22 protein-coding genes and 4 pseudogenes are annotated in these 26,554 nt (G+C 41.5%); 13 read left to right on the top strand and 13 right to left on the bottom strand.

What is annotated here, in order from left to right:
• Nucleotides 1-384 (bottom strand): annotated as a pseudogene (locus F7734_RS22495) (hypothetical protein); the annotation flags it as partial.
• A 138-nt stretch (nucleotides 385-522) separates the two neighbouring features.
• Here F7734_RS22495 and F7734_RS22490 point away from each other — a divergent pair.
• Nucleotides 523-945: pseudogene (locus F7734_RS22490) on the top strand (response regulator transcription factor); the annotation flags it as partial.
• Nucleotides 946-1,013: 68 nt separating this feature from the next.
• Here F7734_RS22490 and F7734_RS22485 read toward each other — a convergent pair.
• Nucleotides 1,014-1,202: a hypothetical protein gene (locus F7734_RS22485; protein ID WP_155746741.1), complete on the bottom strand. Its 189-nt coding sequence runs from the start codon at nucleotides 1,200-1,202 to the stop codon at nucleotides 1,014-1,016.
• Here F7734_RS22485 and F7734_RS22480 point away from each other — a divergent pair.
• Nucleotides 1,202-2,506: pseudogene (locus F7734_RS22480) on the top strand (DUF3685 domain-containing protein); the annotation flags it as partial. The gene F7734_RS22485 and the pseudogene F7734_RS22480 overlap by 1 nt on opposite strands.
• A gap of 275 nt (nucleotides 2,507-2,781) precedes the next feature.
• On the opposite strand, the gene F7734_RS22475 reads toward F7734_RS22480, so the two are convergent.
• The 3 genes from F7734_RS22475 to F7734_RS22465 all read right to left on the bottom strand — a co-directional run bounded on the left by F7734_RS22475 (nucleotide 2,782) and on the right by F7734_RS22465 (nucleotide 5,768).
• Nucleotides 2,782-4,263 (bottom strand): NAD(P)/FAD-dependent oxidoreductase, encoded by a 1,482-nt coding sequence (locus tag F7734_RS22475; protein WP_166482069.1) that lies wholly within the window; start codon nucleotides 4,261-4,263, stop codon nucleotides 2,782-2,784.
• Nucleotides 4,264-4,344: 81 nt separating this feature from the next.
• Nucleotides 4,345-5,457, bottom strand: a complete 1,113-nt coding sequence (gene cobD, locus F7734_RS22470; RefSeq protein ID WP_155746740.1) for a threonine-phosphate decarboxylase CobD — start codon at nucleotides 5,455-5,457, stop codon at nucleotides 4,345-4,347.
• A gap of 26 nt (nucleotides 5,458-5,483) precedes the next feature.
• Nucleotides 5,484-5,768, bottom strand: coding sequence for an HU family DNA-binding protein (locus F7734_RS22465; RefSeq protein WP_009457351.1), 285 nt, complete (start codon nucleotides 5,766-5,768; stop codon nucleotides 5,484-5,486).
• Between the two features lie 401 nt (nucleotides 5,769-6,169).
• Between F7734_RS22465 and F7734_RS22460 the strand changes: the two genes are divergently transcribed.
• The 6 genes from F7734_RS22460 (at nucleotide 6,170) to ftsY (ending at nucleotide 12,975) form a co-directional block, all read left to right on the top strand.
• A complete protein-coding gene (locus tag F7734_RS22460; protein ID WP_155746739.1) occupies nucleotides 6,170-6,805 on the top strand; it encodes a TIGR04282 family arsenosugar biosynthesis glycosyltransferase in 636 nt (211 codons plus the stop codon).
• Between the two features lie 288 nt (nucleotides 6,806-7,093).
• Nucleotides 7,094-7,930 carry an HpsJ family protein gene (locus tag F7734_RS22450; RefSeq protein WP_155746737.1) on the top strand — a complete coding sequence of 279 codons (837 nt, stop codon included), beginning with the start codon at nucleotides 7,094-7,096 and terminating at the stop codon, nucleotides 7,928-7,930.
• Nucleotides 7,931-8,176: 246 nt separating this feature from the next.
• A complete protein-coding gene (locus F7734_RS22445) occupies nucleotides 8,177-9,058 on the top strand; it encodes a glycosyltransferase family 2 protein (RefSeq protein ID WP_155746736.1) in 882 nt (293 codons plus the stop codon).
• 402 nt (nucleotides 9,059-9,460) lie between these two features.
• A complete protein-coding gene (locus tag F7734_RS22440; protein WP_155746735.1) occupies nucleotides 9,461-10,234 on the top strand; it encodes a DUF502 domain-containing protein in 774 nt (257 codons plus the stop codon).
• 148 nt (nucleotides 10,235-10,382) lie between these two features.
• Nucleotides 10,383-11,039 carry a transcription antitermination factor NusB gene (gene nusB, locus F7734_RS22435; protein ID WP_155746734.1) on the top strand — a complete coding sequence of 219 codons (657 nt, stop codon included), beginning with the start codon at nucleotides 10,383-10,385 and terminating at the stop codon, nucleotides 11,037-11,039.
• 196 nt (nucleotides 11,040-11,235) lie between these two features.
• On the top strand, nucleotides 11,236-12,975 hold the full coding sequence (ftsY, locus tag F7734_RS22430) for a signal recognition particle-docking protein FtsY (RefSeq protein WP_155746733.1): 1,740 nt from the start codon (nucleotides 11,236-11,238) through the stop codon (nucleotides 12,973-12,975).
• An 84-nt stretch (nucleotides 12,976-13,059) separates the two neighbouring features.
• Here ftsY and F7734_RS22425 read toward each other — a convergent pair whose 3' ends face one another.
• Nucleotides 13,060-13,209: a hypothetical protein gene (locus F7734_RS22425; RefSeq protein ID WP_155746732.1), complete on the bottom strand. Its 150-nt coding sequence runs from the start codon at nucleotides 13,207-13,209 to the stop codon at nucleotides 13,060-13,062.
• Between the two features lie 282 nt (nucleotides 13,210-13,491).
• Between F7734_RS22425 and F7734_RS22420 the strand changes: the two genes are divergently transcribed.
• The 3 genes and pseudogenes from F7734_RS22420 to crtW all read left to right on the top strand — a co-directional run bounded on the left by F7734_RS22420 (nucleotide 13,492) and on the right by crtW (nucleotide 16,592).
• Nucleotides 13,492-14,895, top strand: a complete 1,404-nt coding sequence (locus tag F7734_RS22420; RefSeq protein ID WP_166482068.1) for a PP2C family protein-serine/threonine phosphatase — start codon at nucleotides 13,492-13,494, stop codon at nucleotides 14,893-14,895.
• Between the two features lie 274 nt (nucleotides 14,896-15,169).
• Nucleotides 15,170-15,387 (top strand): annotated as a pseudogene (locus tag F7734_RS63735) (chlorophyll a/b-binding protein).
• Nucleotides 15,388-15,830: 443 nt separating this feature from the next.
• On the top strand, nucleotides 15,831-16,592 hold the full coding sequence (gene crtW / locus F7734_RS22410; RefSeq protein WP_166482072.1) for a beta-carotene ketolase CrtW: 762 nt from the start codon (nucleotides 15,831-15,833) through the stop codon (nucleotides 16,590-16,592).
• Between the two features lie 23 nt (nucleotides 16,593-16,615).
• On the opposite strand, the gene F7734_RS22405 is transcribed toward crtW, so the two are convergent.
• From F7734_RS22405 to F7734_RS22375, 7 genes are all read right to left on the bottom strand, one after another.
• Nucleotides 16,616-17,299: a hypothetical protein gene (locus tag F7734_RS22405; protein ID WP_155746731.1), complete on the bottom strand. Its 684-nt coding sequence runs from the start codon at nucleotides 17,297-17,299 to the stop codon at nucleotides 16,616-16,618.
• Between the two features lie 8 nt (nucleotides 17,300-17,307).
• On the bottom strand, nucleotides 17,308-17,985 hold the full coding sequence (locus F7734_RS22400; RefSeq protein WP_155746730.1) for a DUF2834 domain-containing protein: 678 nt from the start codon (nucleotides 17,983-17,985) through the stop codon (nucleotides 17,308-17,310).
• Nucleotides 17,986-18,101: 116 nt separating this feature from the next.
• On the bottom strand, nucleotides 18,102-19,190 hold the full coding sequence (gene hrcA, locus F7734_RS22395; protein ID WP_155746729.1) for a heat-inducible transcriptional repressor HrcA: 1,089 nt from the start codon (nucleotides 19,188-19,190) through the stop codon (nucleotides 18,102-18,104).
• Between the two features lie 423 nt (nucleotides 19,191-19,613).
• Nucleotides 19,614-19,961 (bottom strand): rhodanese-like domain-containing protein, encoded by a 348-nt coding sequence (locus F7734_RS22390; RefSeq protein WP_155746728.1) that lies wholly within the window; start codon nucleotides 19,959-19,961, stop codon nucleotides 19,614-19,616.
• Between the two features lie 71 nt (nucleotides 19,962-20,032).
• A complete protein-coding gene (locus tag F7734_RS63730) occupies nucleotides 20,033-20,341 on the bottom strand; it encodes a DUF2281 domain-containing protein (protein ID WP_243147022.1) in 309 nt (102 codons plus the stop codon).
• A gap of 213 nt (nucleotides 20,342-20,554) precedes the next feature.
• Nucleotides 20,555-21,268: a hypothetical protein gene (locus F7734_RS22380; RefSeq protein ID WP_155746727.1), complete on the bottom strand. Its 714-nt coding sequence runs from the start codon at nucleotides 21,266-21,268 to the stop codon at nucleotides 20,555-20,557.
• Between the two features lie 8 nt (nucleotides 21,269-21,276).
• Nucleotides 21,277-23,595: a hypothetical protein gene (locus F7734_RS22375; RefSeq protein WP_155746726.1), complete on the bottom strand. Its 2,319-nt coding sequence runs from the start codon at nucleotides 23,593-23,595 to the stop codon at nucleotides 21,277-21,279.
• A 490-nt stretch (nucleotides 23,596-24,085) separates the two neighbouring features.
• Here F7734_RS22375 and F7734_RS22370 point away from each other — a divergent pair, with 490 nt between their 5' ends.
• Nucleotides 24,086-25,816, top strand: coding sequence for a DUF3352 domain-containing protein (locus F7734_RS22370; RefSeq protein WP_155746725.1), 1,731 nt, complete (start codon nucleotides 24,086-24,088; stop codon nucleotides 25,814-25,816).
• Between the two features lie 207 nt (nucleotides 25,817-26,023).
• Nucleotides 26,024-26,518, top strand: a complete 495-nt coding sequence (locus tag F7734_RS22365) for a hypothetical protein (protein ID WP_155746724.1) — start codon at nucleotides 26,024-26,026, stop codon at nucleotides 26,516-26,518.
• Nucleotides 26,519-26,554: the final 36 nt, after the last annotated feature.

The following is a 26,554-nucleotide window of genomic DNA, read 5'->3' as shown; positions in this document are numbered from 1 at the left end:
CCCCCTATCCCATACAATCACCCTCCCCAGCCAAGGTCGGTGGAGGGTTTTTTCCTCGCTGAGAACTTGGTGTAAAGCACGAAGATAAGCAATTTGGAACGCTAACCACGTTCCCTCATTACGTTTTAAAGATTTTTTTTGGCTAAAGGCGGTGACTAAGTTTTGAGTGAGTTGTGCAAAAACATAAATTTCCAGTACAACAGCCTCTAAAGGCATTTCTAAAACTTCAACGAACGGACAAACATCAAATATGCTCAAGCTTTTGAGTTCCATATCTTGAAAAATACGGAATGCCAAGCCAGCTATCTGCCCCGATGAAAATTGACCTATTTGGGGAATTTTGATATCGTGTTCTGCTAACCAATGCCGAAGACTCAAACTCATTACTTATATGTGGAATGCCCGCCTATAAAAATTATCGATCGTTTATTGAGTTGCTGAAAAAGGTCACAATAGGGAGATTAAGCTGATTTGTAAAACTTGTTGTCACTTAATACAAACAAGTATTGTTTTTAGCCAACTATGAGCGATCGCCCTTTGAAACTACTGTTAATTGACCAAGACCCTATTTTTCGCTTAGGGCTAAGGGTAGCGTTGGAAGTCATCCCTGACATTGAGGTGATATCCGAAGCCGAAACAGATACCACTGCATTGCAGATCCTAGCAGAACTTGCACACAATGACCCCAATTGTGTGAACCTGGTAGTTTTAGAACTGGGCAACGGTTACTCCATCTCAAGCCAACAAATAGGTTTACAACTTTGTCGGCATTTGAAAATTCAATACCCCTACTTGCCAGTGTTGCTCTTAAGTTCAACTCAAGAACAAGAGATACTTCTAGCAGCAAAGGCGGAGGGAGTCAATGGTTATTGTCCCAAAGGTGTACCTGTTACTGAATTAGTGACTGCCATCAAAGAAGTAGCAGCAGGGCGTTTGTCTTGGTACGGGGATGTGGGGAGACCAGGGGGACAAGGGGGACAAGGGGACAGGGTAGACAAGGTAGACTAGGGGGACTAGGGAGAAGTACACATATCCAATCCCCAATTCAAAATCAAAATCCCCAATCCAAAATCCAAACTCCCCAATCCAAAATCCAAACTCCCCAATCCAAAATCTAAACTCCAAAATCCAAAATCCAAACTCCCCAATCCAAAATCCAAACTCCCCAATCCAAAATCCAAAATCCAAAATCCAAAATCCAATGTCTCGCCTGCGGAATAAACTGCGCTTGTCGGGAGATGGTTACATCAACGCTTCTTTGGCAGAGATTACCGCAAAATTAAAAGTTCCTGGGCTTCCACTTTTAGAGCAAGCAGTTCTGGCGGGACGAAGGCGAGAACTTTTAGCCGCCCGTTGGTTACTCGATCGCTTACTCACTTCTCCATTGGAAAGGGAACAAGTAGAAGCGCGAGTCTCCTACGATCGAGATTCCTTCACTCGTGATGTTCCTCAAGGCAATTATTTTGCAACTGAGTCGCAGTATCCCACAGACTTACCTTTACGCTTTTCTCGTTCCAATTCAGATTCCTTAAAAACTTCAAAACCCCCAGTTTTACTTACCCCTAGAGCACTACAAGCAGAATTATTTGCTCTTTGTGTTACAAAAATTCAACTTTCTTTACAAAATTTAACTGATGTGTTTTTAGAAATTGATATTTTACGTGGAGATAAAAAACGCGAACTTCTGTATGTGATTCTGCAAAAAGTTGCAGATACATTGGATAAAATGCGTACCTCTCATGTTGAACTTCAGGACATTTATAACTTAAAAGAGACTGTGTTAGTGGATATATGGCGAGAATCAACTATAGATTTTTTTGGGAAGTTTTCTAAGATTAGAGTTGGCGATCGCAATTTAGAAATGGTCAATTTATTTTTAGAGAATGGTGTTGTCGTTCAAAGAGAAATTCTTAATAGAATTCCCTTTTTTGTGGAATTAATTTCCTATTTATTATTTTCCACGGAGCTACAAGTAGAGAATACTTCGTATCCCCCCAATAGTTCTGAGGCAAAAGAGCAAGCAGAAAATATCCTAGAAAATCTCTTGATTCAAATTGCAAATGGAGTAGTCCAGCCATTGCTAAACTCTTTATCAGATGTAGAATCTATCAAACAAAATTTCTACACTCGCCAGTTTATCTCCACACGAGAGATAGAAAAATTTAGAAATAATTTATCTTGGAAATATCGTTTAACCACTTACATATCTGAACCCAAAGCAATTTTTGAAAGCCGCCATGAACTTTTTATTTTTGCACCTCGCGGTATTGCAAAAATTTCAATTTATGCCCCTCGCAGTCAAGAACTTGCTCAGCTTTCTGGCATTCCTCTAGTTGTCACTTTAGCGATAGAATTTCGAGATGCATTAACACCTCGTTTGCAATCGTTACTTTCTTTTCTAGGAAACGGTGTTGTATTTATTTTAACAAAGATAATTGGTCGCGGTATTGGTTTGATTGCTCGCGGTATCATCCAAGGAATTGGTAATGTTTCATTAAGGCGTTAGTTAGTAGGTTGGGTTGAGGAACGAAACCCAACATTGAACTTTGCGCTCTTCGCGTCTTCGTGGTTTTTTCACTGGTCAATTTTGGCTTAACGGAGTACTAGTGGTCCACCACACTCGCTATGATGGGTAAATCCCCGACTCTCCTTCCCAGACTCCGCCACAAAACGCATTCCTAGAAACTCCGCAGAGCACTTTGTAGTAGAGCACAGGAGGCGGAGCCTCCCGTAAGGCATTCCCAGCCTGAAGCTGGGAACGAGGTGGTAACCACTAACCAATCACAAATTCCAATTTCGCCGTAGATGAAAAAAGCTTTCAAGAAAATCTTGCTTGGCACGATCGCTATTGAGCTTGTGCTGACTCCAAGAGAGGGCTGTTTGCTCTAAAATCTCTGAGAAACTGGGATACAGAGGTGCTATGCGAGCTAAGTGAGTTACCGTAATTTTTTGTGCGATCGCCAACGCAATAATGTGAATAAATTCCATTGCTTTCGCACCTAAAATGGAAGCGCCTAAAATTGCTCCATGATTCAGAGTTATCAACTTACATATACCTGTTGTTTCATCTTCAATTTGGGCAGATGTTATAGATTTAAAATATTGTCGTAAAACTATAATTTTATCTAGATTATATTGACGTTTAGCTTGTGCTTCAGTTAAACCAACTTGTGCTACTGTAGGCTGAGTAAATATACCCCAAGGAATTTGTTGATAATTAACTTTCTGTCTTGAGAAAAAGAGTGCATTTTGTACAGCAATTCTTGCCTCATAGCGAGCAAGATTGGCAATTGCATAGCCACCAATAACATCACCACAAGCCCAAATACGGCGATTGGTGGTTTGTAATTTATCGTTAACTAATAAGCGATGGCGCTCCCATTTAACATCAACTGCAGGCAAATTTAAAGACTCAATATTTGGCTGTTGTGCAGTTGCGACTAAGATTTCATCTGTTTCAATAGCTTTATCTCCGACTTGCAGCCATTTTTTATCCTCAATTCGTCTAACTTGAGTAACAGGTGCTTGTGTCAGGATACGCACACCGTCTGCTTCTAACTGGCTGCAAAGGAGTTGAGATATCTCAAAGTCAAGTTCAGGAAGAATATTTTTTCTAGCTACAATCAGCGTCACATCATAATCCAAACGCGCTAAAGTTTGAGCTATTTCGATACTTTGGGGAACACCACCAACGATCGCCCACTGCTTGGGTGGTGTAGGGCTGCTAAGAGACTGCCAAACATCAGGTATGGTCAGAAAACCTATTTTTTGCAATCCTTCAATTTCTGGTATTTCCGGACGAGAACCTGTAGCTAGTAAATAAGTTCGAGCACGAAGCTGGCGATCGTTTACCACAAATGCAAGAGTTGGTGATGGTTGAAATTGACCATCACCAACAATTACATCCACTCCTTGCGCCGCTAGGATAGCAGGTGAATGTTGCTGTTGAATCTTGGAGATAATGCCATCAGAGTAAAGTAATGCTTGGGAAGCATCTATAGAAATTTGGCATTTCTGTTCGTTGTCAACACACGAAATGTGAAAACCTTTAAGAAATGCCCCATCAAGTTGCTTGGCAAAGTTGCTGATTTGACTAAAAGCTTGGTGATAGACAAACCCGTAAAGGGCATTAGCCCGGTATAACTTACCATTGACTGTTGGTTCTACCAAAGCAACTTTAGCCTTGAGTTGGGTGGCAGATAAAGCAGCCAAGCGTCCAGCTAAGCTGCCACCAATAATCACAATATCGTAGTCATTAGTCACGTTTTTGTCCTTTGTCCTTTATCCTTTGTCCTTTGTCATTAATCATCATCTGACCAATGACTAATGACCAATGACCAATGACTAATGACTAATGACTAATGATAAAGCTTTTAGCAAGCACTGGTTATCTGAAGAAGAAAGCACGGCAACACGGAAATAGCGATCGCCTAATTCAGGAAAACTTAGGCAATCCCGAATCAAGATTCGGTGTTCTTTGAGTAATTTTTGCTGCAACTGCAATACAGACTGTTGTGACTCAACGAGTAAAAAATTAGCAGCACCATCCAAAGGTCGTAATTCTGGCAAAGAGGCTAAACCAAGGAAAAGCTGGTTTCTTGTTGGTGTTAACCATGCCCAAGTTTCTGCCTGAAACGCCTTATCTTGGAGAGCAGCGACTGCAGCTGCGGCGGCTAAGGTGTTTACAGGCCAAGGGTCACGCCATAACTGCCAGCGCTGCAATCTGTCGGGATGAGCGATCGCGTATCCCAGGCGCAATCCTGGCAAACTGTAGAATTTGGTCAGCGATCGCAAAATCACTAAGTTTGGATAATCTTGCACCATATCGATCAAGCTTTGTTCCCGATCTGGAGGCAAAAAATCCATAAAAGCTTCATCTACTACCACCAAAGCAAATGTCTCCAGATATGGCAAAATTGCCGAGCGCGAAAATAACTTCCCTGTTGGATTGTGAGGATTATTGAGCAATAGTCCTAAATCATTTGTCCTTTGTCCTTTGTCAAGAATTTCTGACAAAGGACTGATGGACGCCATTGAATTCAACGGGGGTGATTCCTGCTCCTCAGTGGCTGTTAATGACACGGGAAACTCCAGAACTTTGGCATCATATGCCGCCAGCGCCCGATAGTAGTCGCCAAAGGCTGGAGCGATTAAAACTGTTGCGGCTAATTGTGCTAATTCTCTGCCTGCAAGAGAGAGCAACTCTGCCGAGCCGTTACCGGGCAGAATCCACTCGGGAGATAGTTGATGAAAGTGACTGAGAGCAAGTCTCAGTTCACAGTAATTTGGGTCTGGATAATGCCTGAGATTATCCAATTGGGACACAATAGCAGCGAGAGCGCTTTTTGGAGGTCCCAAAGGGCTAATGCTGGCAGAAAAATCCAGAATTGCCTCTGGGGGACAATCAGCCAGTGCTGCAGCCCAAGCTAAATTTCCCCCGTGTTTCGGTCGCCGCATCAAAAAAGGCTCGTGCTTGGGAGAACCTATGATTTTGGGGGCGCAACTTTTTCCCTAAACAGTTTTCCAGCTGAAAATGCAGGAACTTTGGTTGCAGGAATTTCCATCTTCTCGTTGGTTTTGGGGTTGCGCCCTTCACGAGCTTTACGTTCCCGTGACTCAAAAGAGCCAAATCCCACCAGTGTCACCTTATCTCCAGAGGAGACGGCTTCAATGATGGTTTCCAGTGCAGCCGTTAAAACTGCATCAGCTTGTTTTTTGGTCACACTAGCTTTTTCTGCAACTGCATCAACTAATTCGCCTTTATTCATGTCAAACTCCTAAGGTTTACTTGAGATTGTGTACAGATGCTCCCTGATGCATCTCTACTTAATTCTTTATTCGGAGATTTACAGAAGTCGTTCTTTTTGGGTATTTATGCCTAAAAGGGCTGTAACTCCCATCGGCTCGACTTTTCAATGAATCATTCTAAAGTGTCCCAGCCAGAAGTGGATAGATGAAACCATTAATTTATATAGATTTCAGGATTTTTTGTATAAATTGGGTAATTGTTGCAGCAAAAATCCCCCTAAAGTAGGAATAAATACTTAGTAAATACCCTTGTTATTCCCATCACTGAAGGCAACAATTCACAATTCGCAATTTTTCGCTGAAAGTTTAAAGTTCATAATCCAAAAATGACTGCTAGCAAATAACCTACTCTTTGATTTCAATGCCAATATCACAAATCGCAAAACAGCACCTAGTTATATTTACGCGCTATCCTGAACCGGGCAAGACAAAAACGCGATTGATTGCTGCTTTAGGTTCAGAAGGCGCGGCTGAGCTTCAGCGCCAAATGACAGAACACACGGTATCTCAGGTAAAACAACTGCAAAAAGACTTTAGTTTATCTTTTGAAGTGCGATTTGCAGGTGGGAATTTGCAGAGCGTACATGATTGGCTCGGCTCTGACTTAATTTGCCAGCCTCAAGGAGAAGGAGACTTGGGTGAGCGCTTGGTGCGATCGCTGCTGTCTGCTTTTGAATCAGGAGCAGAAAAAGTCATTATCATTGGGACAGATTGTCCTGACATCAATGCTGGAATTCTTGTCAAAGCTTTTAAGCAGCTTCATCATCAAGACCTTGTGCTAGGTCCAGCAGAAGATGGTGGTTATTACTTGATTGGTTTGCAACGTCCCATGCCAGACTTATTTGCTAACATCACCTGGGGAACTTCTCAAGTCTTAGAACAAACTATAGAGATTGCCCGTTTGCTAAATTTATCAGTTGCTTACTTACCTGTTCTATGTGATATCGATCGCCCAGAAGATTTACCTTTGTGTGAGAAATTTATTTCTTCCCCCTAAAGGACTATTTACTGTTGTCACAGACGGTGTAAATGTTTATCTGGTATTCTTCAACACAGGTATTGAGGACTGGGGGTTGGGGATTGGGGACAAGGAGGACAAGGAGGACAAGGGGGACAAGGGAGACAAGGGAGAGTAATTCATTCCCAATGCCCTATCTCCTACCCCCTAGCCCCAATCCAAAAAAATAATCTCCCAATCATAAACAACGGGTAGCATCATGGGAACAATATTCCAGTACCTTGGAATGAAACAAAACTTTTACTGTTGTGTACGAGACAAAAAACTATGAATACTCATTTAGCTGCTGTTACTGCTGCCCGCACTGCTAAGGTTGTGGGACTCATTCTAATAGTGTCTTTCTTTGTGGACTTTTTGATTCTGTTATTTCCGTTCCAACCAACTAACAAGGCATGGCAAATCGATTTAGCAACGGCGCTGGTTGACCGAGGAATTGTGCCGCTCGTAGGTTTGGGTTTCCTTTTTGCTGGATACTGGATTGACAGTATGGATGATGGCAGTCGTCCCAGTATCGACCTGAGATTTCCAGCCTTCATAATATCAAGCATTTTGGGCTTGATGTTTTTGCTGATTTTTCCCTTGCACCTGAATAATGTTCGTCAAGCAAGTGCCTCTAGGGTGGAGCAAATTAATAAGGATGCTCAAGCTGCAGAAACCCAACTACAAAACCAGCTCAATCAAGTGCAAGCTCAATTAAGTAACGATAAAGTCAGAGCAGCCGTAGAACAACAAAAATCGCAAATTAAAAACCAGTTTGCCGAACTGCTGAAAGACGAACAACGGTACAAACAAACACTTGAAAACCCCAGTATTCCCCAAGCTCAAAAAGATTTGCTTAAGAAGTTTAAGGCAAATCCCCAAGAACTTGATAAATTTATTGCCCAGCAAAGCGATCCTGAAGCTTTAGCAAATCAACAGCGCAGCACAATTCGGGAGCGTAGGGAAGAAGCTGAGAAACAAGCCAGAGAACGGGCATGGAAATCAGGATTGCGAATTGGGATGAGCAGTTTGCTGTTGTCTATTGGTTACATCATCATTGGTTGGACAGGAATCAGAAGTACGGGTGCTACACAAAGTGGTGGGCGCAAGGTTCCAGCACGGTAATTCACCCCTGGTAGGCAGTATAATTAATAGCCTTTTTTGGTGTTTCATACTGCCACTGCATACGAAGTTTCAAAGAAATTCCTTGTTTATGGGAAAAGGGGAGTGAGGAAGTAAGGAAGCAAGGGAGCAGAGGCGATCGCTAATACTAAAATGCCCAATGCCCCATACCCAACGCCAAATATTGCCATCAAATTTGATAAAAAGTATAATTTGCCACAGATTAGTTATTATTACTAACGATTTGAGATGTTTTCAATTTACATATTGACTTATAACGAAGAGCTGGACATTGCTGCTTGTATAGAATCAGCAATGTTATCAGACGATATTATTGTTGTGGATTCATGCAGTAGCGATCGCACTGTAGAAATAGCCAATCGATATCCAGTACGTGTAGTAGAGCATGCTTTTGAAAGCCACGGTCAGCAACGAACTTGGATGCTAGAAAATATACCTCCCAAGCACGAATGGGTTTATATACTTGAAGCAGACGAGCGCATGACACCAGAATTGTTTGCAGAATGCGATCGGGCAATTCAGAGCCAGGAATACATCGGTTACTATGTTGCCGAGCGAGTCATGTTTATGAACCGTTGGATTCGGCGCAGCACGCAATACCCCCGCTATCAAATGCGCCTTTTCCGTCACAGCAAAGTCTGGTTTATAGACTACGGTCACACAGAACGCGAAGTGTGTGATGGTTCTACAAGCTTTTTAAAAGAAACTTACCCTCATTACACCTGTAGTAAGGGCTTCAGCCGTTGGATAGAAAAACACAATCGCTATTCCACGGATGAAGCCAAAGAAACCGTTCAGCAATTGGAGGGTGGAAGAGTTCATTGGCAAAATTTACTTTTTGGCAAGACCGAAGTTGAACGACGCCGTGCGCTTAAAGACTTATCTTTACGCTTACCTGCTAGACCTTTAATTCGTTTCTTCTATATGTATTTTGTTCTAGGTGGTTGCTTGGATGGGTATCCGGGTTTTACTTGGTGTATATTGCAAACTTTCTACGAGTATTTAATTTTACTAAAGGTTTGGGAAATAAGGAATATGCCTATACCTACTGAGTATGCAACAACACCTCAAAGTCAAGTCATTGAGTTAGTCTCAAATCCTGCTGAATAAAAGATTTGTCCTCGCGAAGAAAACTCACCACCTACCACCTCTCCTATTACTACCGTGTACGCATAAGGGAGAGGTGGCTTGTTAATGCTTGATAAGCAACTCAAAAAAAATGTTATATTAATTTTATATATCTTAATAAAACTCACATCATTTGCCAAACTACTAAATCTTACCGTATTTAGAATGAATCCTTAAGAAGGTCAGATGTAACTAGAGTTGAGTCATTTTTTCAGGATAATTAGCAGCTTTTGATCTCGCACGATAATATTAGTAATACGTTAAAAGACTTGAACAATCGTTTACAAGTCTTAAAATGAATCCCTCGGTCAGCCGTTAGCAGTCAGTAAAAAGCTGAAAGCTGGAGTTTGACATCTAAACGAGAGTAGCTAAATGGCTAATAATATGAGTACCAATAAAAAAAATTCCACAAGCCTAAAAAAGGAGAATAGGGGTTTGGCAATCAATCGCTGGAAACAGGACCTCAAAAATGACCTGATTGCAGGTTTGTTAGTCGTTATTCCCCTAGCTACTACAATCTGGTTAACGATCACTGTTGCAATTTGGGTTGTTAACTTTTTAACTCAAATTCCCAAACAACTGAATCCATTTCAGGGGATGCATCCTATTTTAGTCAACATACTGAATCTTCTAGTAGGGCTAATGGTGCCGTTACTGAGTATTCTTTTGATTGGCTTAATGGCTAGGAACATTGCAGGACGGTGGTTACTGGATGTGGGTGAGCGGCTCCTACAGGCAATTCCTTTAGCCGGACCGGTATATAAAACTCTCAAGCAGCTTTTAGAAACACTATTAAAAGATACAAATGGCAAATTTCGCCGTGTTGTTTTAGTAGAGTATCCACGACGGGGAATGTGGGCGATCGCTTTTGTCACTGGCAATACAAGCAATGAGATTCAGTCTCAGATGTCTCATTCAATGTTAAGCCTTTTTATCCCGACAACCCCCAATCCCACAACGGGGTGGTATGCAGTTGTTCCGGAAGAAGAGGTTGTTAACCTGTCAATGTCTATTGAAGATGCGTTTAAGATTATAGTCTCTGGTGGGATTGTTTCTCCAAATACAACGTTAGCCCCATTAGTAATTCCAAAAGAGCGCAAACTAGAAGTTCCTCCTCTGGAGACAAAACGCCAGGTTATGCCTCTTGAAGAGGGTTAAAGTTGCTAATTGCTAATTGCTAATTGTTAATTGCTAATTGTCAGTCTAGCCTTAGTTGGCACCATCAACTACGTACAGGCTCAGAGTCTTGCGTCCCTAATAAAACCTAACCCCTACCCCCTACCCCCTAACCATTCCATAAACTTTTATGCAAGAGCGAAAACCCCGTCAAATTGCCCGTGAACTGGCACTTTTAAGCCTCAGCCAGTTGCCAGTTAATCCCAAAAAATTGGAGAAGATGGAGCAAGATCGGCTAGTACCCAAATTAGTACTTGCGGCAGTACGCACCTTAAGATCTGAAGTGCAGGATACCCTAGATAACGCTGCAGCAGAACTACAGCGCAGTAACGATCGCTTGTTGAGCAGTCAAACTCGCGCTAACGATCTCGAAACTGCTAGAACAATGGTTAAAGAAGCGATCGAGTATACGCAAACAGCAATTAACAAGTTAGGCGCAGCTGTAGAGTTTCCGGAACTGATTCAACTGGCAAACCAAGATAGAGAAGTTCGGGAATACGCAAGAGACATTATTCTTACGGTTAATGAAAACCGCGAATCTATAGATGAAGAAATTTCTAGCGCCTTAGTCGATTGGCAAGTGACTCGCCTTGCTCACATAGATCGGGATATTTTAAGAATTGCTGTAGCGGAAATGAAGCATCTTGAAGTACCTCAAAGCGTGGCAATCAATGAAGCTGTCGAGCTAGCTAAGCGCTACAGCGAAGAAGATAGCCACAGGTTCATCAACGGTGTTTTGCGCCGAGTCATTGAGCAAAAAAAATCAACAGTGACCAGTGACCAGTGACAGAATAATTGGTAAGTCGTAATTCGTAATTCGTAATTTTTGACTTCAATTACGAATTACGAATTACGAACTACGAATTGGAGCGCAGCGACTTGACGCCATAGGTCAGAAAAATAGTACCATAAGATTGTCAGTAGAAGGACATTACAACCTACTACCCCCAAGCTGGGGAAACGTTAAAACAACTTTAGCTGCAATGGTTTTTAATTGGTTCCGCCGTCAACACAATGAGCCTTCTGGTACTCCCTCTGAAGATAAGCAGCCAGAAACACCAGCTGTACAAGAAACTCAACCAGAACTAGCCGCAACGTCAACGGCAGAGAATGCAACCGAGGTAGCTGTAGACTTGCTGGCTTATGCAAAAGCAGCTTACAAAAACATTCAGCAAAGACAGCAAGCTGACGAGCAATCTGTCACTCTATCTGACGAAGCAACTACAGAAACTTCTCAGCTAAAAAAAGAAGTTACAGAGACACAACCTCAGGAAGATATAAGCTTGGGGGAGGAAGACAAGGTAGACAAGGTAGACAAGGTAGACAAGGTAGACAAGGTAGACAAGGAAGTTTTTCTGAGTCAACCAAGTACTAATGCCCAAATTCAAGAAGAACTCAATGTAGCACCAGTAGAGGAAGCTACAGAAGCTATAACTGAAGCACAAGGAGTGGAGAGCTTAGAGTCACCTTTAGAAATTAAAGGTGATGGGGAGTTAGCTGTAGACGAAGGTGTGGCTACAGAACCAACAGTTATCTCAAACGAGGAATCTCCACCTGTAGTACCAGCAACTCTTTCTTTTTTAGAAAGAGCAGCAGCAGAAAGGCAAGCTAAACAAGAACGTCTGATTGCTAGTGCGATCGAAGAACCAGAACCAGAGGTAGTACAACCAGCTGCAACAACAGCACCACAGAAACAAGAGGAAATTCCTGGGTTTGCCTTTGATGAAGGATTTTTGTGGTCTACAGAAGTGTTGGCTGCACAGGGGAGGCGTCCCGAAGACATTTCTATTGAAGAAATTACTTGGCTGAAAAAACTGCGTCAGGGTTTAGACAAAACTCGCCGTAATATACTCAACCAACTTAAAGCCATTGTTGGTCAGGGACCGCTCAACCAAGCAGCTGTCACGGAAATAGAATCGTTGCTTTTGCAAGCTGATGTGGGTGTGGAAGCAACCGAATACATCATCAGCACTTTACAAACAAGGCTTCGCCAAGAAGCATTACCACCAGAAGAAGGTATTGCATATCTCAAATCAATCCTTCGGGAGATGCTGGATATGCCGATACAGAAATCTGGTAAGGTTTCCTTTGCACCCGAAAAAGAAACCCTTAACATTTGGTTAATGACTGGAGTGAATGGAGTTGGTAAAACCACTACCATTGGTAAAATTGCTCACCTAGCCAATAAATCTGGATATAAATGCTTAATTGGTGCTGCTGACACCTTCCGGGCTGCAGCTGTGGAACAGGTAAAAATTTGGGGTCAAAGAAGTGGTGTCGAAGTCATTGCTAATCCTGCAAAGAATGCAGATCCCGCAGCCGTTGTATTTGATGCAATTTCTGCTGCACTAGCACGAGAAACAGAATTACTTTTGGTAGACACTGCAGGGCGGTTGCAAAATAAAAAGAATTTAATGGATGAACTCAGTAAGGTTCGTCGCATTATTGATAAAAAAGCCCCCAATGCCAAAGTAGAGTCTCTGCTGGTTTTAGACGCGACTTTAGGTCAAAATGGGCTGCGACAAGCAGAAGTCTTTTCCCAAGCAGCACAGCTCAGTGGTGTCGTTTTAACAAAACTTGATGGCACTGCCAAAGGCGGAGTCGCTCTTGCTGTCGTGCAGCAACTTGGCTTACCCATTCGCTTTATTGGTGCCGGCGAAGGTATTGAGGACTTACGACCTTTTTCTAGCTACGAGTTTGTAGAAGCACTTTTGAGTGGTTAGTTGTTAGTGGTTAGTTGTTCGTAGATGTTGGGGGCGCAAGGTTTTGTGCCCTTTTGTATTTTTTGAGCGATTCTAGTTTTCTCATCAGTTGGTAATTTTGGAGCGGAAAGGGAACCGTTGACATCTCTCAAAAATGTTCGCAGTTCCTGACAAAGTCGATCGCAAATTATTCTCTAATGGTAGTTTAAATGTTGGCAGTGCTGTGGTAGACATCACGACACTTTGTACTTTCATTATTTCTAGTGGGGGGTGACAAAATGATAAATTCATGATATATTTGGAAGCCTCTTAGCGCTTGTCAAAAAAGCACTAATTTCAAAATCTGTTTTGTTTTCAAAACACCTAGCTTCTATATATATCTATTGACTGAAATAAAAAAATATGTATGAAAAGCAAATTCTGCGTCTTTTTACTCTTGCTAATTTGACAATCTTGTCACAATATGATTTAGCAACCTCAGAACAAAAGTATTTATAACTAATCTAAGATCTGCTTAAGTAAAGTGCAATTATAGCTGTGCCTGTGTCTCAACCACCCTCTCAACCTACTGACAATAACGCGACCAGTGCTAGTACGGAAGTGACTCCTGTCATAGCGCTGAAAGAACTTGTGGCACGGTTACATCGCGAACAAAACAAAATTCAAGACTTACTGAGTTCTTTAGGATTTGCCCTCAGAAGTTTCAATAATCTCAATCAGTTTCTGGAACTGATTCCACTGATGGCGACAAGGGTAACAGATGCTGATGGAAGTGCGTTGTTTTTGTATAAACCTAACGGTCAAGTGAGATTAGAACAACTGCACTGGCAAGATAGCCATCAGCGTAAAAATATCCGCAAAGCCTTAGAAACAGTCAGCAGCCAAATTACGTATGTGCCAAACTCCCAACCTTTGGCAACAAATACAGGAATGTTAGACGATCACATGCATCGCCATTTGGGACCAGACATACAGATCTTTGGCACGGCTATTCTGGTGAAGCATACAGAACGAGGATGGCTTTATGTTTTAAGTCGCGATCCCGAGTACAGCTGGACGGAAACCAGACAAAAGTTAGTTCGGTTAATTGCAGATCAAACAGCTGTAGCGATTGAAAACGATGAATTAGCTGTAGAGTTGAGGAAAAAAGAACGTCTCGACCAAGAATTAGAAATTGGTGCAGAAATTCAAAGACGGCTTCTACCACGTCAGTATCCCACCATTCCGGGTGTAGCTATTGCAGCTCGTTGTAAACCAGCCAATCGTGTTGGTGGTGATTACTATGACTTTATTCCTACCAATCACCATCAAATTCAGCACAACAACAATGGTCGTTCTGCTGAACTGAATGGGCGTTGGGGTTTAGTGATTGGGGATGTCATGGGCAAAGGTGTTCCTGCTGGACTCATTATGACTATGATGAGGGGAATGTTGCGGGGAGAAGTTTTACACAGTCATACCCCAGGTCAAATTCTGGAAAATCTGAATCGAGTGATGTACGCGGATTTGGAAAATTCCCACCGCTTTGTCACTATGTTTTACTCTGAGTATGACCCGCTAACCAGGATTTTGTCATACACTAACGCTGCCCATAATCCTCCTATGTGGTGGCACGCCACTACAAAAACAGTGACGCGATTGGATAGCTGTGGTATGCTGATAGGCTTGGATGCTAGCAGCCAATATGAAGATGCTCGCGCCCAGTTAGAACCGGGCGATACTATCCTTTACTATACAGATGGTTTAACTGATGCCGCATCTGCAAGTGGCGATCGCTTTGACGAAGAGAACCTTCTTGTTGCCTTTAACTATGCTTGTCGAATTTGTAATAGTTCGGAAGAGATACTGGATTATCTATTTGACCGCGTGGAACAATTTATCGGTGAGGACAGGCAAAATACCGATGATATGACATTAGTTGTTTTGCAGGTGAAACAGTGACCAGTGACCAGTAACCAGTGACCGATGACAGTTAATACCCATAGCTGAAGCTTGATGAAATGTATACAGCAACACTACTTGTCTATACAGAAATTCTTCTATTCGGTAGTGTAGATAGAACTTTTACAATCCTTTTGTTAGATAAAAATTTACACACGCTCTAATAAACTCATTCTAGGGATTAGCGAGTTGTTTTGCACTCCAGACAGATAGCGACAACTGTGGGAGCTAATACTATGAAAAATGTAATTCAGATACTTAAGGAAAGTTAACAATGGGACTTTATCCTACAGATGCTACTGAAAAGGCATACAACGGCAGCGATTGCCTCCGGCACGCTAGCGCGAACGCAATGCTGTAAAATTTGGGTTTACGCCTCAATCCGAACTCTGGCAAGGACGCTTGGCAATGATTGGCTTTCTCGCATATCTACTGTGGGATCTCAATGGCTATAGTGTAGTGCGTGACGTACTCAATCTTATTTCTCAATAGCTATAACCAGACACTACTAGTTCGCCACATGAATTCTCACCCCCACTCTCGTTCCCAGGTTCTACCTGGGAATGCATTACTAGAGGCTCTGCCTCGCACTCCAGGTAGAGTACAGGAGGCGGAGCCTCCCATAAGTCATTCCCAGGTTCTACCTGGGAACGAGGGCAGACAGCGAGGCTCTGCCTCGCACTTTGTGGTAGAGCACAGGAGGCGGAGCCTCTCATAAGGCATTCCCAGGTAGAACCTGGGAACGAGGTGGTAAACGGAATTAAGATCGTTGTCGGGTATGTAATTATTAAAGTATCTTAATATTTCTCTACAATAGAAGTGTTGGTGTTGCTTGAAGCACAGCGTCGATCGCGATTCAGAGGTTATCTGATGAACGATAGGTTTGCCCTGCAATGATTTTTTGAATTTTCACCAAATACGGAGTCAATAGCGTGATCCAAGAATTAGAAAAACCACCCAGTCCTCAACTTCAAATCAAATTAAATGGTGAATCTACTACTGGGCTTTTTATTGCTATTACCATAATAGGTATATGGGCAGCCAGCTTAACTTATTTACTTTCAGTAGATCTTTCCAAATCGACTTTTTTAACTTTATTACTAGGCGTAATTTGGCAAACATTTCTCTATACGGGATTATTTATTACTGCTCACGATGCTATGCACGGAGTGGTATTTCCTAAAAATAGCAAAATCAATCACTTTGTTGGTTCGTTATCCTTGTCACTTTACGGTTGGTTATCCTATAATAAATTAATCAAAAAGCATTGGATACACCACCACCACCCGGCAACTGAATCAGATCCAGATTTCCACAACGGTAAACAGAAAAACTTTTTTGCCTGGTATTTATATTTCATGAAAAATTACTGGAGTTGGCAGCAAATTATTGTCTTAACCAGTATCTATAACCTATCTCATTACTTACTCCATATACCCAAAGGTAATTTGACTTACTTTTGGGCAATACCTGCCGTCTTAAGTTCCTTGCAATTATTTTATTTTGGGACTTTCTTACCTCATCAAGAACCAGAAGAAGGTTATTCGGAACCACACCGCGCTCAGACGATTTCACTTCCAGTTTGGTTGTCATTTCTCACTTGCTATCATTTTGGCTATCATCACGAACACCATGAATACCCTAATGCAGCCTGGTGGCAATTACCAAAAGTTTATAAATTGAAGATTGAGTCGTAATTCCGCAATTCTTCTTTGAAAAATCACGAATTCCGAACTAATGTGGTTTGCCTGTGCCGAGCAATATTATTTTCCAGTATTGGGGGGCGCAGGCAAAGATAGGCAAGTGAACCGATTAGGGGAACAAATGCTACAGTCCAAAACAATGGAGGGTTATCTAATCTTCTTCTTGCCATCTCATCACCAAGTACGGTGGGAAATAACAGACAAAACAGGCACACTGCCAAACTCATACCATTAATAAAGCGATCGCTGCGAAACTGCTGCCAAAAATCTGTCCAATCACCCAAAACAAAAGCATAACCTAGTATGGGCAGAGTGCTTAAAGTGAGAACAATACCGAACAAGCGAGAATCCAAAAAATTCAAAAAAGAGTCTTTTTGTCCAGCGAATTCTTGATTGGGTTCCCGAAAAGCTAAATAAGGCAAAATACCAAGAATACCCGCACCAACACCAGCCAAAGCAAAAGGCCAGAAAGGAATCCATTGCATTCTACCATCAAAGAACAAAACGCCACTATAAATGAGTAGCAAAATACCCACCAGAGCAAAGATTGAGAGTACAACTGGATTAATTGCTGACCAATTCAGGGTAAATATGTTTTTCAAAAGAGTGAGTGTTTCCTCTAAATGTAGGGGAGGTGCCAAAAATAAAACGTAGGCAATAAATCCAGCCCATAATGACCAAAGAGCTATTTTTCTATTCATGCTTCTCCCTAATTCCCAATCCCTAACTCCTGACCTCTAAACTCTGTATCCAATTTTGGTAAAGGCGGACGTATACATAAGTAAATCAAAGGTCCAAACAGAGGTATTAACGTAACTAACCAGAAGATCTGAGGATTATCCAGCCCCCGACGAGACATATCATCTTGAAGTAATGCTGGAAACAGCAAACACAGCAGACAAAAATCAAGGCTCATGACATGGATAAAGCGACTGGTTTGCCACTGACGTGCAAAATCTCCCCAGTCACCAGCCCCAATACCGCCAGCAACGAGTACAACAGCGCCAACAGTTAGGGCAATACCAGTCAAGCGAGAATCCAGTATTGTCAAAAACAAATTTTTTTTACCAGGAAATTTTGGATTTGGTTCACGAAGCGATAAGTAAGGCAACAGAGCAAAAGCTCCAACGGCAAAAGAACCTGTGGCAAACAGCCAAGCAGGAAGCCTCTGCCCTCTACCATCCGCAAAGATGACTGCGCTGTAAATCAAAGGCCAGACACCCATGATGTAAAAAAGCAATATCACCAGGGGATTAATTCCTTGCCATTCACCAATACAAAGATTTTTAATCAACTCAAATGTATCGGGTTGAATTTCTGGGGCGAAGAAGGAAGCGTAGATAATAACGCTCAACCACAAAACCCCAAAGGCAATTTTTCTTAGCATATAACTAGTTAGTGGTTAGTGGTTAATGGTTATTCGTTAGTTGTTAGTTGTTAGTTGTTAGTTGTTAATGGAAGAACCACTAACCACTAGCCACTAACCACTAACCACTAACCCTTTTAAGAATTCAAGAAACTGAAAGCCTCTGACAGGTAATCAGATGCTGCTGACACAACTGCGATCGCACTTTCATAATCCAAGCGCGTTGGTCCCAATACACCTACACTGCCCACGGGTACTAAGCCTCGACGATATGTGGAGGATATCAACGAACAAGTACGAATGGGTTCCAAAGGATTCTCAGAACCAATACGAACAGTAACTCGTGGCTTACCCACTTCCTCAGTTTCTGGTTGTTCAAATATTAACTGCCAAAGTTGGTCTTGTTCTTCTTCCAGCAGATGGATAAGCGTTTGCACTTGTTGTAATTCCGAGAATTCTGGTTGACGTAAAACCTCAGCGATACCGCGAACCATGATTTGTGTTGTAGATGGTTTAAGAGTGCGACGGCTTAATTCTGCTAATGATTTTTTTAAGAAGTTGCTGTAGCTTTGGAATTCTCGATCCAGTTCGCTCCAATCGAGATTGACAAGTTCCAGCAAACTGCGCCCCCGCAGATGGCTGTTTAAAAAGTTCGATACTATTTGCAACTTGTGGTCGATGGCTTCTGCGTCAAGTTGTGCATTATCTTGTTCGGGAGGTAAGTCCAACACTGCTGAATGTGTTTCATATCCATCTGTGACGACAATCAGCATGACTCTTCCGGCTTCAATTTGCACCAGTTGTAGATGCCTGATAACAGCAGCACCAGTTTGTGGCATGGTGATTAAAGTGATACAACCACTTAAGGTGGCAAGGATTTGTGCAGCCCCTTGTAGAATCGCTTCCCAACTCCACTCTTCCCACTTCAGGTTTTGTTGAAGTACCACCTCTACCTCCTTACCTAAAGTTTCAGAAGGTGTAATCAGGCGATCGACATAAACGCGATAGCCGGAGTCGGAAGGTACTCTTCCGGCGGAGGTATGGGGTTGGTATAAGAACCCTGATTTTTCCAATGCGCCCATTACATTACGAATAGTTGCCGAACTCACACCAAGGTTATATTCCTCAACAAGAGCTTTGGAACCGACGGGTTCCGCCGTGGCAATGTAATGACGTATGGTTGCCCAAAGTATGTGTTGTTGTCGATTGGTTAACTGAACTTGCATAAGGGAATGGTTTGCTGAAGCAGAATTTTAAGTAAACTTTGAAAAAGTTAATGGATATAACTCCAAAAAATTAATTTTGGTAAATAAAGGTATCAAAATATGTACTTATTTTGAAATAAGTAGAGTAGAATTCCAGTATAGCCCCTAATAAAGTGTGCATTAACACAAAGTGAGTTGGATTCAAAAGCTCAGGTCGTTCGATTTAGAAAACTTGCATATACCATGCATGATTTCATAACCTTCTAAAGGGCGCTGTATTTCAAGTTACTAATTTTTACCTAACCCAAAATAAATTCATAGGAGTTGAGCAAGTGAGAAACTTGCTCCATCACGCTTATAATCTGAATCTACTGAGTTAAAGATAGCAAAAGCCAGTTAGTATTGCTAGGGAAAATAGTTTAAAAATATACTTTTCAAACAAAATTAGTACTGAGGAATGGAAGGATCGACTAGATGAGAGTAAGCATCAATCCCACCTACAATGTTCTTAACATTTGTAAACCCTTGAGTTATTAACCACTGACACATCTGAGCGGAACGGACACCGTGGTGACAGAGTACCAGAGTTTCCGCGTGGGGATTGAGGAGAGAGTGAATTTGCTCCCCCCAATGAGCAAATTCACTCAAAGGTAGATTGACAAAGCCATCTATGCTAGCGATCGCTACTTCTTGTGGTTCGCGTACATCCACAAGCTGAAGGTTTGGCTCTTGTGAAGATAAACGTTGTCCCAGTTCCTCGACGCTGACTTGGGTGAAAGATTGCTCGCTCATGTCTGCTTATTACGATAATTGCTTGTATCTTTATGGTGACAGAAAACCGTCTGTTTTTTTGTTATCGAGCCTTAAAACTCCAGTGAAGCACGGCTTTCATGAACTAGTTGCAGGCATTCTTGAATATCATCACCTTCCCAAGTACCAGCCAATTCCAAGAGATCGCCAAGAGTAGAGCTACCTAACTTAGTATGAGAAACGTCAGTACCATTTTGAGTTTCAGTTAGAGGTGTGTCCGAGGAATTAGCTTGAACGCTTTTCATTTCCTGATTTTGTTTGTATATCAAGAAATTTACCATTTCAGTAACAAAGGCTAAATTTTCGGGCGATAAACGTCGTAATAGTTGTATAATTTGTTGCTGACTTTCAACAGTATTCATTATCAATAGAGAAAATACAAGGTTTGCTTTTAGGTTTATATGCCTTGAGTGTACTATCTTGTCTTCATTTTAGCTGTAAAGCTTACATACAGAAGGTATAGTAATCCTATTTTATTTTTGAACTACAAGTAGGTAGGGAAGACAGCTTGCCACATCACGCTTTCAGTGGGCAATGCGACCCACGTAAAATTACTTATGAGTTATCTAGGATTCCTATAGAGCCAAAACAAGAGCTATCAAAGCAGTGCTAAATGCAATTACAAATAACCAATTACGCAGGTACTGCTGTTTTTTTTCTTGAGTTTGTTGTTTTTGTATCTCTCTTTGTAGTTGCTTGATTTCTCCACGTAATTCCATTACTAATGTATTATTATTATTTTCAATAGCATTGCTAAAATCTTCAACTTCTACTCTCATTGTTTGAATAGATTTCCTATCTGATTGAACTTGTAGGGCTAAATCAGAAATTTCCGAACGCATTGTCTCTAGCCCGGATACTGTTTCCTGTACTGCTGAATGTATTTGCAACATACCTTGCAGTTTACTCAGTGATGCTCCAATACTTGACTGCAACTGATGATTAAGGCTTTGGATCTCACTTAATACCTGATGTCCTTCTTGAAGTTCTTGTCGTAGCTTTTCTAAACCCGCTTGTCCTCCCAAATCTGTCAAAGTGTTTGCTACCAGAGTGCGAAATTGGTTCAAAATTTCTTCCTCCTGCAATTGCACTCGCATCAAGACTTGTTCAACTATTTGATTCTGTGAATTAAGAATTTCAGCTTTTGTCATTTCAACAAATTGTGAAATTTCATCTTGAATTGCTTGAACTTGCTGTAAAACTGTGTTAGCTGACTCTTTTGCTGATAGAATTACGATAGCAAGTTGTTCGAGTTGCTCTGCTATTTGTTTATCTGTATATTGTGTCATTGACTTATCTACCTGTTTTCATTAAGATGACTAATTCGAGATATAAAAGCTTCACACAGTAATGTGACTAAAGGTTTAAATTGATTGGAAGGATGCCCAATTTCTTCCCAAAAAGGAAGATTTTGATGTTGGTTGCGATCGCTGAGTCGTGCTTTCACTCTTGCTGCTTCATAAGGCAAACCTTTGGCTTCCAAATCTTGGGCGATACTGTTGAGCAACCGTTGATATTCTGGAAAATCACTGTTTTTTAACTGATAAGCTTCTGTAACTGCTTGCCAAGAACGCTGCATTGCTCTTAATAGCAAACAGCGTAGAGAAATACTGTGAGTCTTGTTTAATTCATCCTGTAGATGTTGTTGAGAATGTTTACTTAGAGAAGCGATCGCTTCTTGTTCCCACTTGTAAAGATTTTCTTCCCTAACTGCTGCCAATTCCAAAACTAAATAAGTATCCCAGTACAAATTTCCACTTTCACAGCGGCTCCACAAACGCTGTTGAATATCAGCAGTCATTTGAGTGAGATCGACATCACAAGCAAATTCAGTAATCCAATTTATAGCTGTCTGGCAATCAATGCGAGCGCACTTTTCAAAAAAATTCCGCTCGTGACACTTGAGACGATTTAATTCTTCTGAAGTGACGACTACTAGCAGCCGAGAACGAGCGCGAGTCAATAATGTATACCACTGAAAACACTCTTCTAATGATGGTTCACCAGTTCCATCAAATAAATGAAACGCCACACAGGCTTCAAATTCTCGTCCTTTTGCCTGTTCTGCATTTAAAATTACTAAGTTATTGTAAGATATATCTAATTTAGGAGAAACAACCTTAACAGCATTAGTCAAGTAGCGAAGTAAATAACGTCCATCTTCTTCGCGTTCCGATTCTTGAGCAAGTTGCTGCAAAAATTTGAGAGCTTCCTCATGGGAGGAGCATTCTAGCAAATGCACTGGTTCTCCAACCTCAAACGCATCTTCTAAAGATGCAGGTAGTGGTAAGTGTTTCCCGTGAAAATTTTTACTTATGTGTTGTGCTATATTCCAAAATTGGTTGGCAAATTCTAAGATATGACGCGAATTTCTATAATTTTTTTCTAATTTGATTGGCTCTTTCAGGCGTAATTGTCCCCAGTCAAAATCTGTTGGTTGAATTCGCTGATTTAAGTCTCCCAATAATAATAAATATGTTGAATGTCCTTGTTCTAACCATGCTTGACATACTGCAATTAGAGCTTGAAGTTCACATAGCATAAAATCTTGGGCTTCATCAATAACAAGCAGCGTCCAGCCATTATTGAAAGGTGGCAATGGGGGATTTTTTGCTAATTCCTCAGCAGCGTTTGCACGACATTTTCTACCAGATAATGCACTGAACCAACGTTGTTGATTAATTTGATTTAATTTTTCAATTTGCTCTCGATTCACTTGATAAATTGCATTTCTGGTTTGGTTATCAACTGCTGTATCTAGTACGAAGGATTGATAAAGTAAAACATCTCTATAAGTAATTTTCTTGAAATTGAGACGCCTTGGTTGAGAAGCAAATTTAGTAGCCTCCCGCAATGCGTATAATTCTTCGTCAGACGACGCAAGGTTATTTTGCAATTCGGGCTTAATTCTGCCCATCCACTCTCGAAACGTAACTAACCAGAAGTTTTCTTGTGTGCTTGCTTGCTTAACTTCTGAATATTCAGCTATGTCTCCACGCAACGCTTCTGGTAAAATCAGCATCGTATTACACTCATGTTGTTTGTGAATTTCACAGGCAAATAGAGTTGCACATACTGTTTTACCAGTTCCCGGAGCACTTTGGACTATACAAACCCTGTTTCTAAACGTATCAGCAGTCAACCATTGGTTATAAGCAAACAAAGTTCTTAATGGTTCTTCAAGTACTTTTCTTTGGTACTGTGTCAGTATAGGCGAGTAGCGATACGTACTATAAACGAATTTGTACCAATCAGAATCTTGTTGCTGATTCCACTTGTAAGTTGGATGTTCAGCCAGTTCGGTTCCTTGAGGCTTGAGAAGTTCTGTGATTATTATAGGACAATCGCGATCGCGACTGTCAAATGCATCGTCATAAACATCACCACGTAAACCCGCTTTGATGACTACAATATCACTGCTTGGCTCTCGTTGCCAAATAACGCGCAAATTACCTGCTCTAGTTCGCTTTAGGTTGTCGTATCCACTGAGAAATTTAGTGTCTGTTTGTTCTTCCTGGCTTAAACAACGTAAAATTTCATAAACTTTATTCAGATCGGGCAGTGGCAGTTTCTGTATTTCACGGAAGGCTGCCCGAATAATTTTTACCTGTAACATAAACTATTGACTGCCCGACTTCTCTCCAAAAATGATACTATCTATGATAGTATTTATGCATAGGTAAGCCAGAAAAATTAATAGAGTAATTTTTCAAGCAACTACCAAAATTGAGTTTTGAGGATGTGTGCTATTTTATTGAGACTTTTGGTTTTGAACGTGAGTTTTCATAGCTTTCGACACTTATATGGGAGGAAGATAAGACTCTTCAAAAAAGGTGGACAAAAAGTTAAAAAAGTTTATGTCAAGTAAATTATCGAACTATTCAATTTCCAAGGTGCAGTAACGAAAAAACTACATCAGAAACCTAGAAGATACAATGGCACACATTTAAAAACTCCAATTTGGCATAAACCAAAAGGTAGTACTTATGCCTAGAGAGCATGGGCAATGAGCGCTAACGACTTACACTAAATCTTAGTAGTGACGCTGCCTATCATCCAGCAGCTATATATTTGTTTGTGCGCCTCCAACAGTCTATGTAACAAATATGACACAACGCTTATTTTTCAAAGCCATAACTGCTTGTCTCCTCATGTTGCTTCTCATTGGCATCACTAGTTGTAACAGTGCCAAAGCTCCGCCAAACCTCGTTACCCCTTCCGGACAGCCAGATGCTGCTATCTTTGTTTCCCAGCAAGCGCCAGTGATGGTGTCGCTGCTGACAAATCCGGAAAAATTGCCAAGTTCGGAACGAGATGGAGAACTCTCTAAGTTAAAAACGAGTTTATTGGCAAATACTGATATTGATTACCAAAAAGATATTCAGCCGTGGTTGGGCAATGAAATCACATTGGCTGTAACCGCCTTAGACTTGGATCGCGAACCAGAAAATGGCAGGAAACCTGGGTATCTTATGGCACTAGCCACTAAAGAACCAGAAAAAAGTCGTGAATTTTTGGAGTTATTGTTTTCCAAGCGATCGCTTGCTGGAGCAAACTTAACTGTTGAACAGTATAAGGGTGTCAAGTTGATTTATGAGATTCCACAGGAAACACCCGCAGAAGAAAAACCAGGCGGATATTTTTCAGTTCCAAATCGCCAATCCAAAACCCAAAATCCAAAATCTCAAATTCAAACCGCTCTTGCTGGTGCAGTGGTAGGTAAGAACTTTGTGTTATTTGCTAACGAGCCAAAAGTTTTGCGCGATGCAATTAATAACGTTCAAGCCCCAGACTTGAATTTGATTAGTTCTAGCAAATATCAGCAAGCGATAAAAGCTTCCCCCAAGAATGCACTCGCAGTTGCTTTCCTGAATCTCCCCAATGTGGCAAAATGGCAAGGCTTGGAAAGTGAAACCACAACTTACAACAGCCAAATTGTTTCCTTAGTCCCAAATCCCAAAGGATTGATAGCTGAAACTGCTTTACTGGCAAAAGAAAAAAATTTGCTTTCACCTACAGAAACTGCTAAACCAGTTGGTGCATTGCAGTATATTCCAGCCTCAGCAGGCTTGTCAGTTGGTTCTTCAAATTTAAGCAATTTGGAGCGCAGCAATTTAGCCCTACTTTGGCAACAAGCGATCGCACTTATATCTGGTGCTAAGGAAGATGTGTTCTCTGGATTGCTGCAACCCCTAGCTGAAGTTCAAAAGCGCTGGAACATCAACTGGAAAGACGATATTTTTAGCTGGGTACAGGGAGAGTATGCCATAGGGCTGTTACCCCGTGAAGACAAAATCAATCCCGACTGGATTTTTGTAGCAGAAAAATCGGAGGCGACACCTGTAGCCATTTCCCATTTAAATGAACTTGCCACATCCGGCGGGCTTTCATTGAATTCCCTGAAGATCGGCGAACAAAAAATATTTGCTTGGACTGAGTTAGCCGCAACTCCCAGTCAATCTGCACTTGCAAAAGATCGACAGGTTTATACAATTCAAGCAAAGGTGTTAGGAGCATATGCAGATGTTGGTAATTACGAGATTATCAGTTCTTCAATTGAGGCAATGGATGCAGCTCTTACAGCCAAAGAAAATTCTCTAGTTAACAAGAGTGATTTCCAAAATAGTATTGCGGCTCTACCCCAACCCAACCAAGGTTATGTCTACCTCGATTGGACAAAGAGTCAGCCAATAATTGAACGTCAACTCCCCTTTCTTAAGCTTGTGGAAGTCGTTGGCAAATCATTTTTTCAAAATTTGCGCTCGCTAACAGTGAGCAGTTACGGTAGCGATACAGACTTGCTGAAAGGTGGTGTGTTTTTTCAATTTAATGGTTAGTGGTTGGTTGTTAGTTGTTAGTCGTTAGTTGTTAGTGGGCATTGGGGATTGGGCATCGGGCATTATTTCTTACCTATTCCCCAGTCCCCATGCCCCATTGTTTCCTGTGCCACAATGAAAGGTGCCACAAGAAACGGTAAGCTTCAATGTTTTTCCTGATATTCTGAGTATAGAAAACAACTCTACTCGACTCAAGGGAGGGGTATCATGAAACGTAGTTGCCCCCTATCTAGAATAAAAAGCGCTTGGTTCCTAGCTACACTCGTCGCTCTTGCTTCAAACCCCGTGTTAGCAGATACAGCAAACTTTGGTAAGCTAGCTCTGTCACCTGGGTTTGAATCAACGAAAGGAACAATAACAGGTTATACAGGTGGATCGTACTCCCTGTCAGCCATAAGCAATCGCGATCGCAACAGAAATGTCTGTATTGGCTATGGCGATCCCAAGCCAGATCATATCTTAATTTTGGAAAAAGACTTTTCTCGCCTCAAGATACAAGTTGACACAGGTGGCGGAGATACAACTTTAGTCATTCAAGGACCAGATAACAGTATAGTTCGGTGTGGCGATGATAGTGGTAGAAATAAAGACGCTAGCATCACAGATAACACTTGGAAAGCAGGTACATATCGTCTGTGGGTAGGCACATTCAAACCGGGAGAAAGGCGGAACTATAGACTCACCATAGAGGAGCAGAGCTAATGGCTAATGGCTAATGGCTAATGGAAAACAGCAACT

This window comes from Scytonema sp. UIC 10036, assembly GCF_009725235.1.
This window is presented reverse-complemented; position numbering and strand designations above follow the sequence as displayed.

Excerpts from the sequence above, each read along its gene's own strand:
- cobD (WP_155746740.1), bottom strand. The coding sequence starts at position 5,457 with ATGCGGCGACCGAAACACGGGGGAAATTTAGCTTGGGCTGCAGCACTG.
- F7734_RS22465 (WP_009457351.1), bottom strand. The coding sequence starts at position 5,768 with ATGAATAAAGGCGAATTAGTTGATGCAGTTGCAGAAAAAGCTAGTGTG.
- F7734_RS22460 (WP_155746739.1), top strand. The coding sequence starts at position 6,170 with ATGCCAATATCACAAATCGCAAAACAGCACCTAGTTATATTTACGCGC.
- F7734_RS22450 (WP_155746737.1), top strand. The coding sequence starts at position 7,094 with ATGAATACTCATTTAGCTGCTGTTACTGCTGCCCGCACTGCTAAGGTT.
- F7734_RS22445 (WP_155746736.1), top strand. The coding sequence starts at position 8,177 with ATGTTTTCAATTTACATATTGACTTATAACGAAGAGCTGGACATTGCT.
- F7734_RS22440 (WP_155746735.1), top strand. The coding sequence starts at position 9,461 with ATGAGTACCAATAAAAAAAATTCCACAAGCCTAAAAAAGGAGAATAGG.
- nusB (WP_155746734.1), top strand. The coding sequence starts at position 10,383 with ATGCAAGAGCGAAAACCCCGTCAAATTGCCCGTGAACTGGCACTTTTA.
- ftsY (WP_155746733.1), top strand. The coding sequence starts at position 11,236 with ATGGTTTTTAATTGGTTCCGCCGTCAACACAATGAGCCTTCTGGTACT.
- F7734_RS22425 (WP_155746732.1), bottom strand. The coding sequence starts at position 13,209 with ATGAAAGTACAAAGTGTCGTGATGTCTACCACAGCACTGCCAACATTT.
- F7734_RS22405 (WP_155746731.1), bottom strand. The coding sequence starts at position 17,299 with ATGAATAGAAAAATAGCTCTTTGGTCATTATGGGCTGGATTTATTGCC.
- F7734_RS22400 (WP_155746730.1), bottom strand. The coding sequence starts at position 17,985 with ATGCTAAGAAAAATTGCCTTTGGGGTTTTGTGGTTGAGCGTTATTATC.
- hrcA (WP_155746729.1), bottom strand. The coding sequence starts at position 19,190 with ATGCAAGTTCAGTTAACCAATCGACAACAACACATACTTTGGGCAACC.
- F7734_RS22390 (WP_155746728.1), bottom strand. The coding sequence starts at position 19,961 with ATGAGCGAGCAATCTTTCACCCAAGTCAGCGTCGAGGAACTGGGACAA.
- F7734_RS63730 (WP_243147022.1), bottom strand. The coding sequence starts at position 20,341 with ATGAATACTGTTGAAAGTCAGCAACAAATTATACAACTATTACGACGT.
- F7734_RS22380 (WP_155746727.1), bottom strand. The coding sequence starts at position 21,268 with ATGACACAATATACAGATAAACAAATAGCAGAGCAACTCGAACAACTT.
- F7734_RS22375 (WP_155746726.1), bottom strand. The coding sequence starts at position 23,595 with ATGTTACAGGTAAAAATTATTCGGGCAGCCTTCCGTGAAATACAGAAA.
- F7734_RS22370 (WP_155746725.1), top strand. The coding sequence starts at position 24,086 with ATGACACAACGCTTATTTTTCAAAGCCATAACTGCTTGTCTCCTCATG.
- F7734_RS22365 (WP_155746724.1), top strand. The coding sequence starts at position 26,024 with ATGAAACGTAGTTGCCCCCTATCTAGAATAAAAAGCGCTTGGTTCCTA.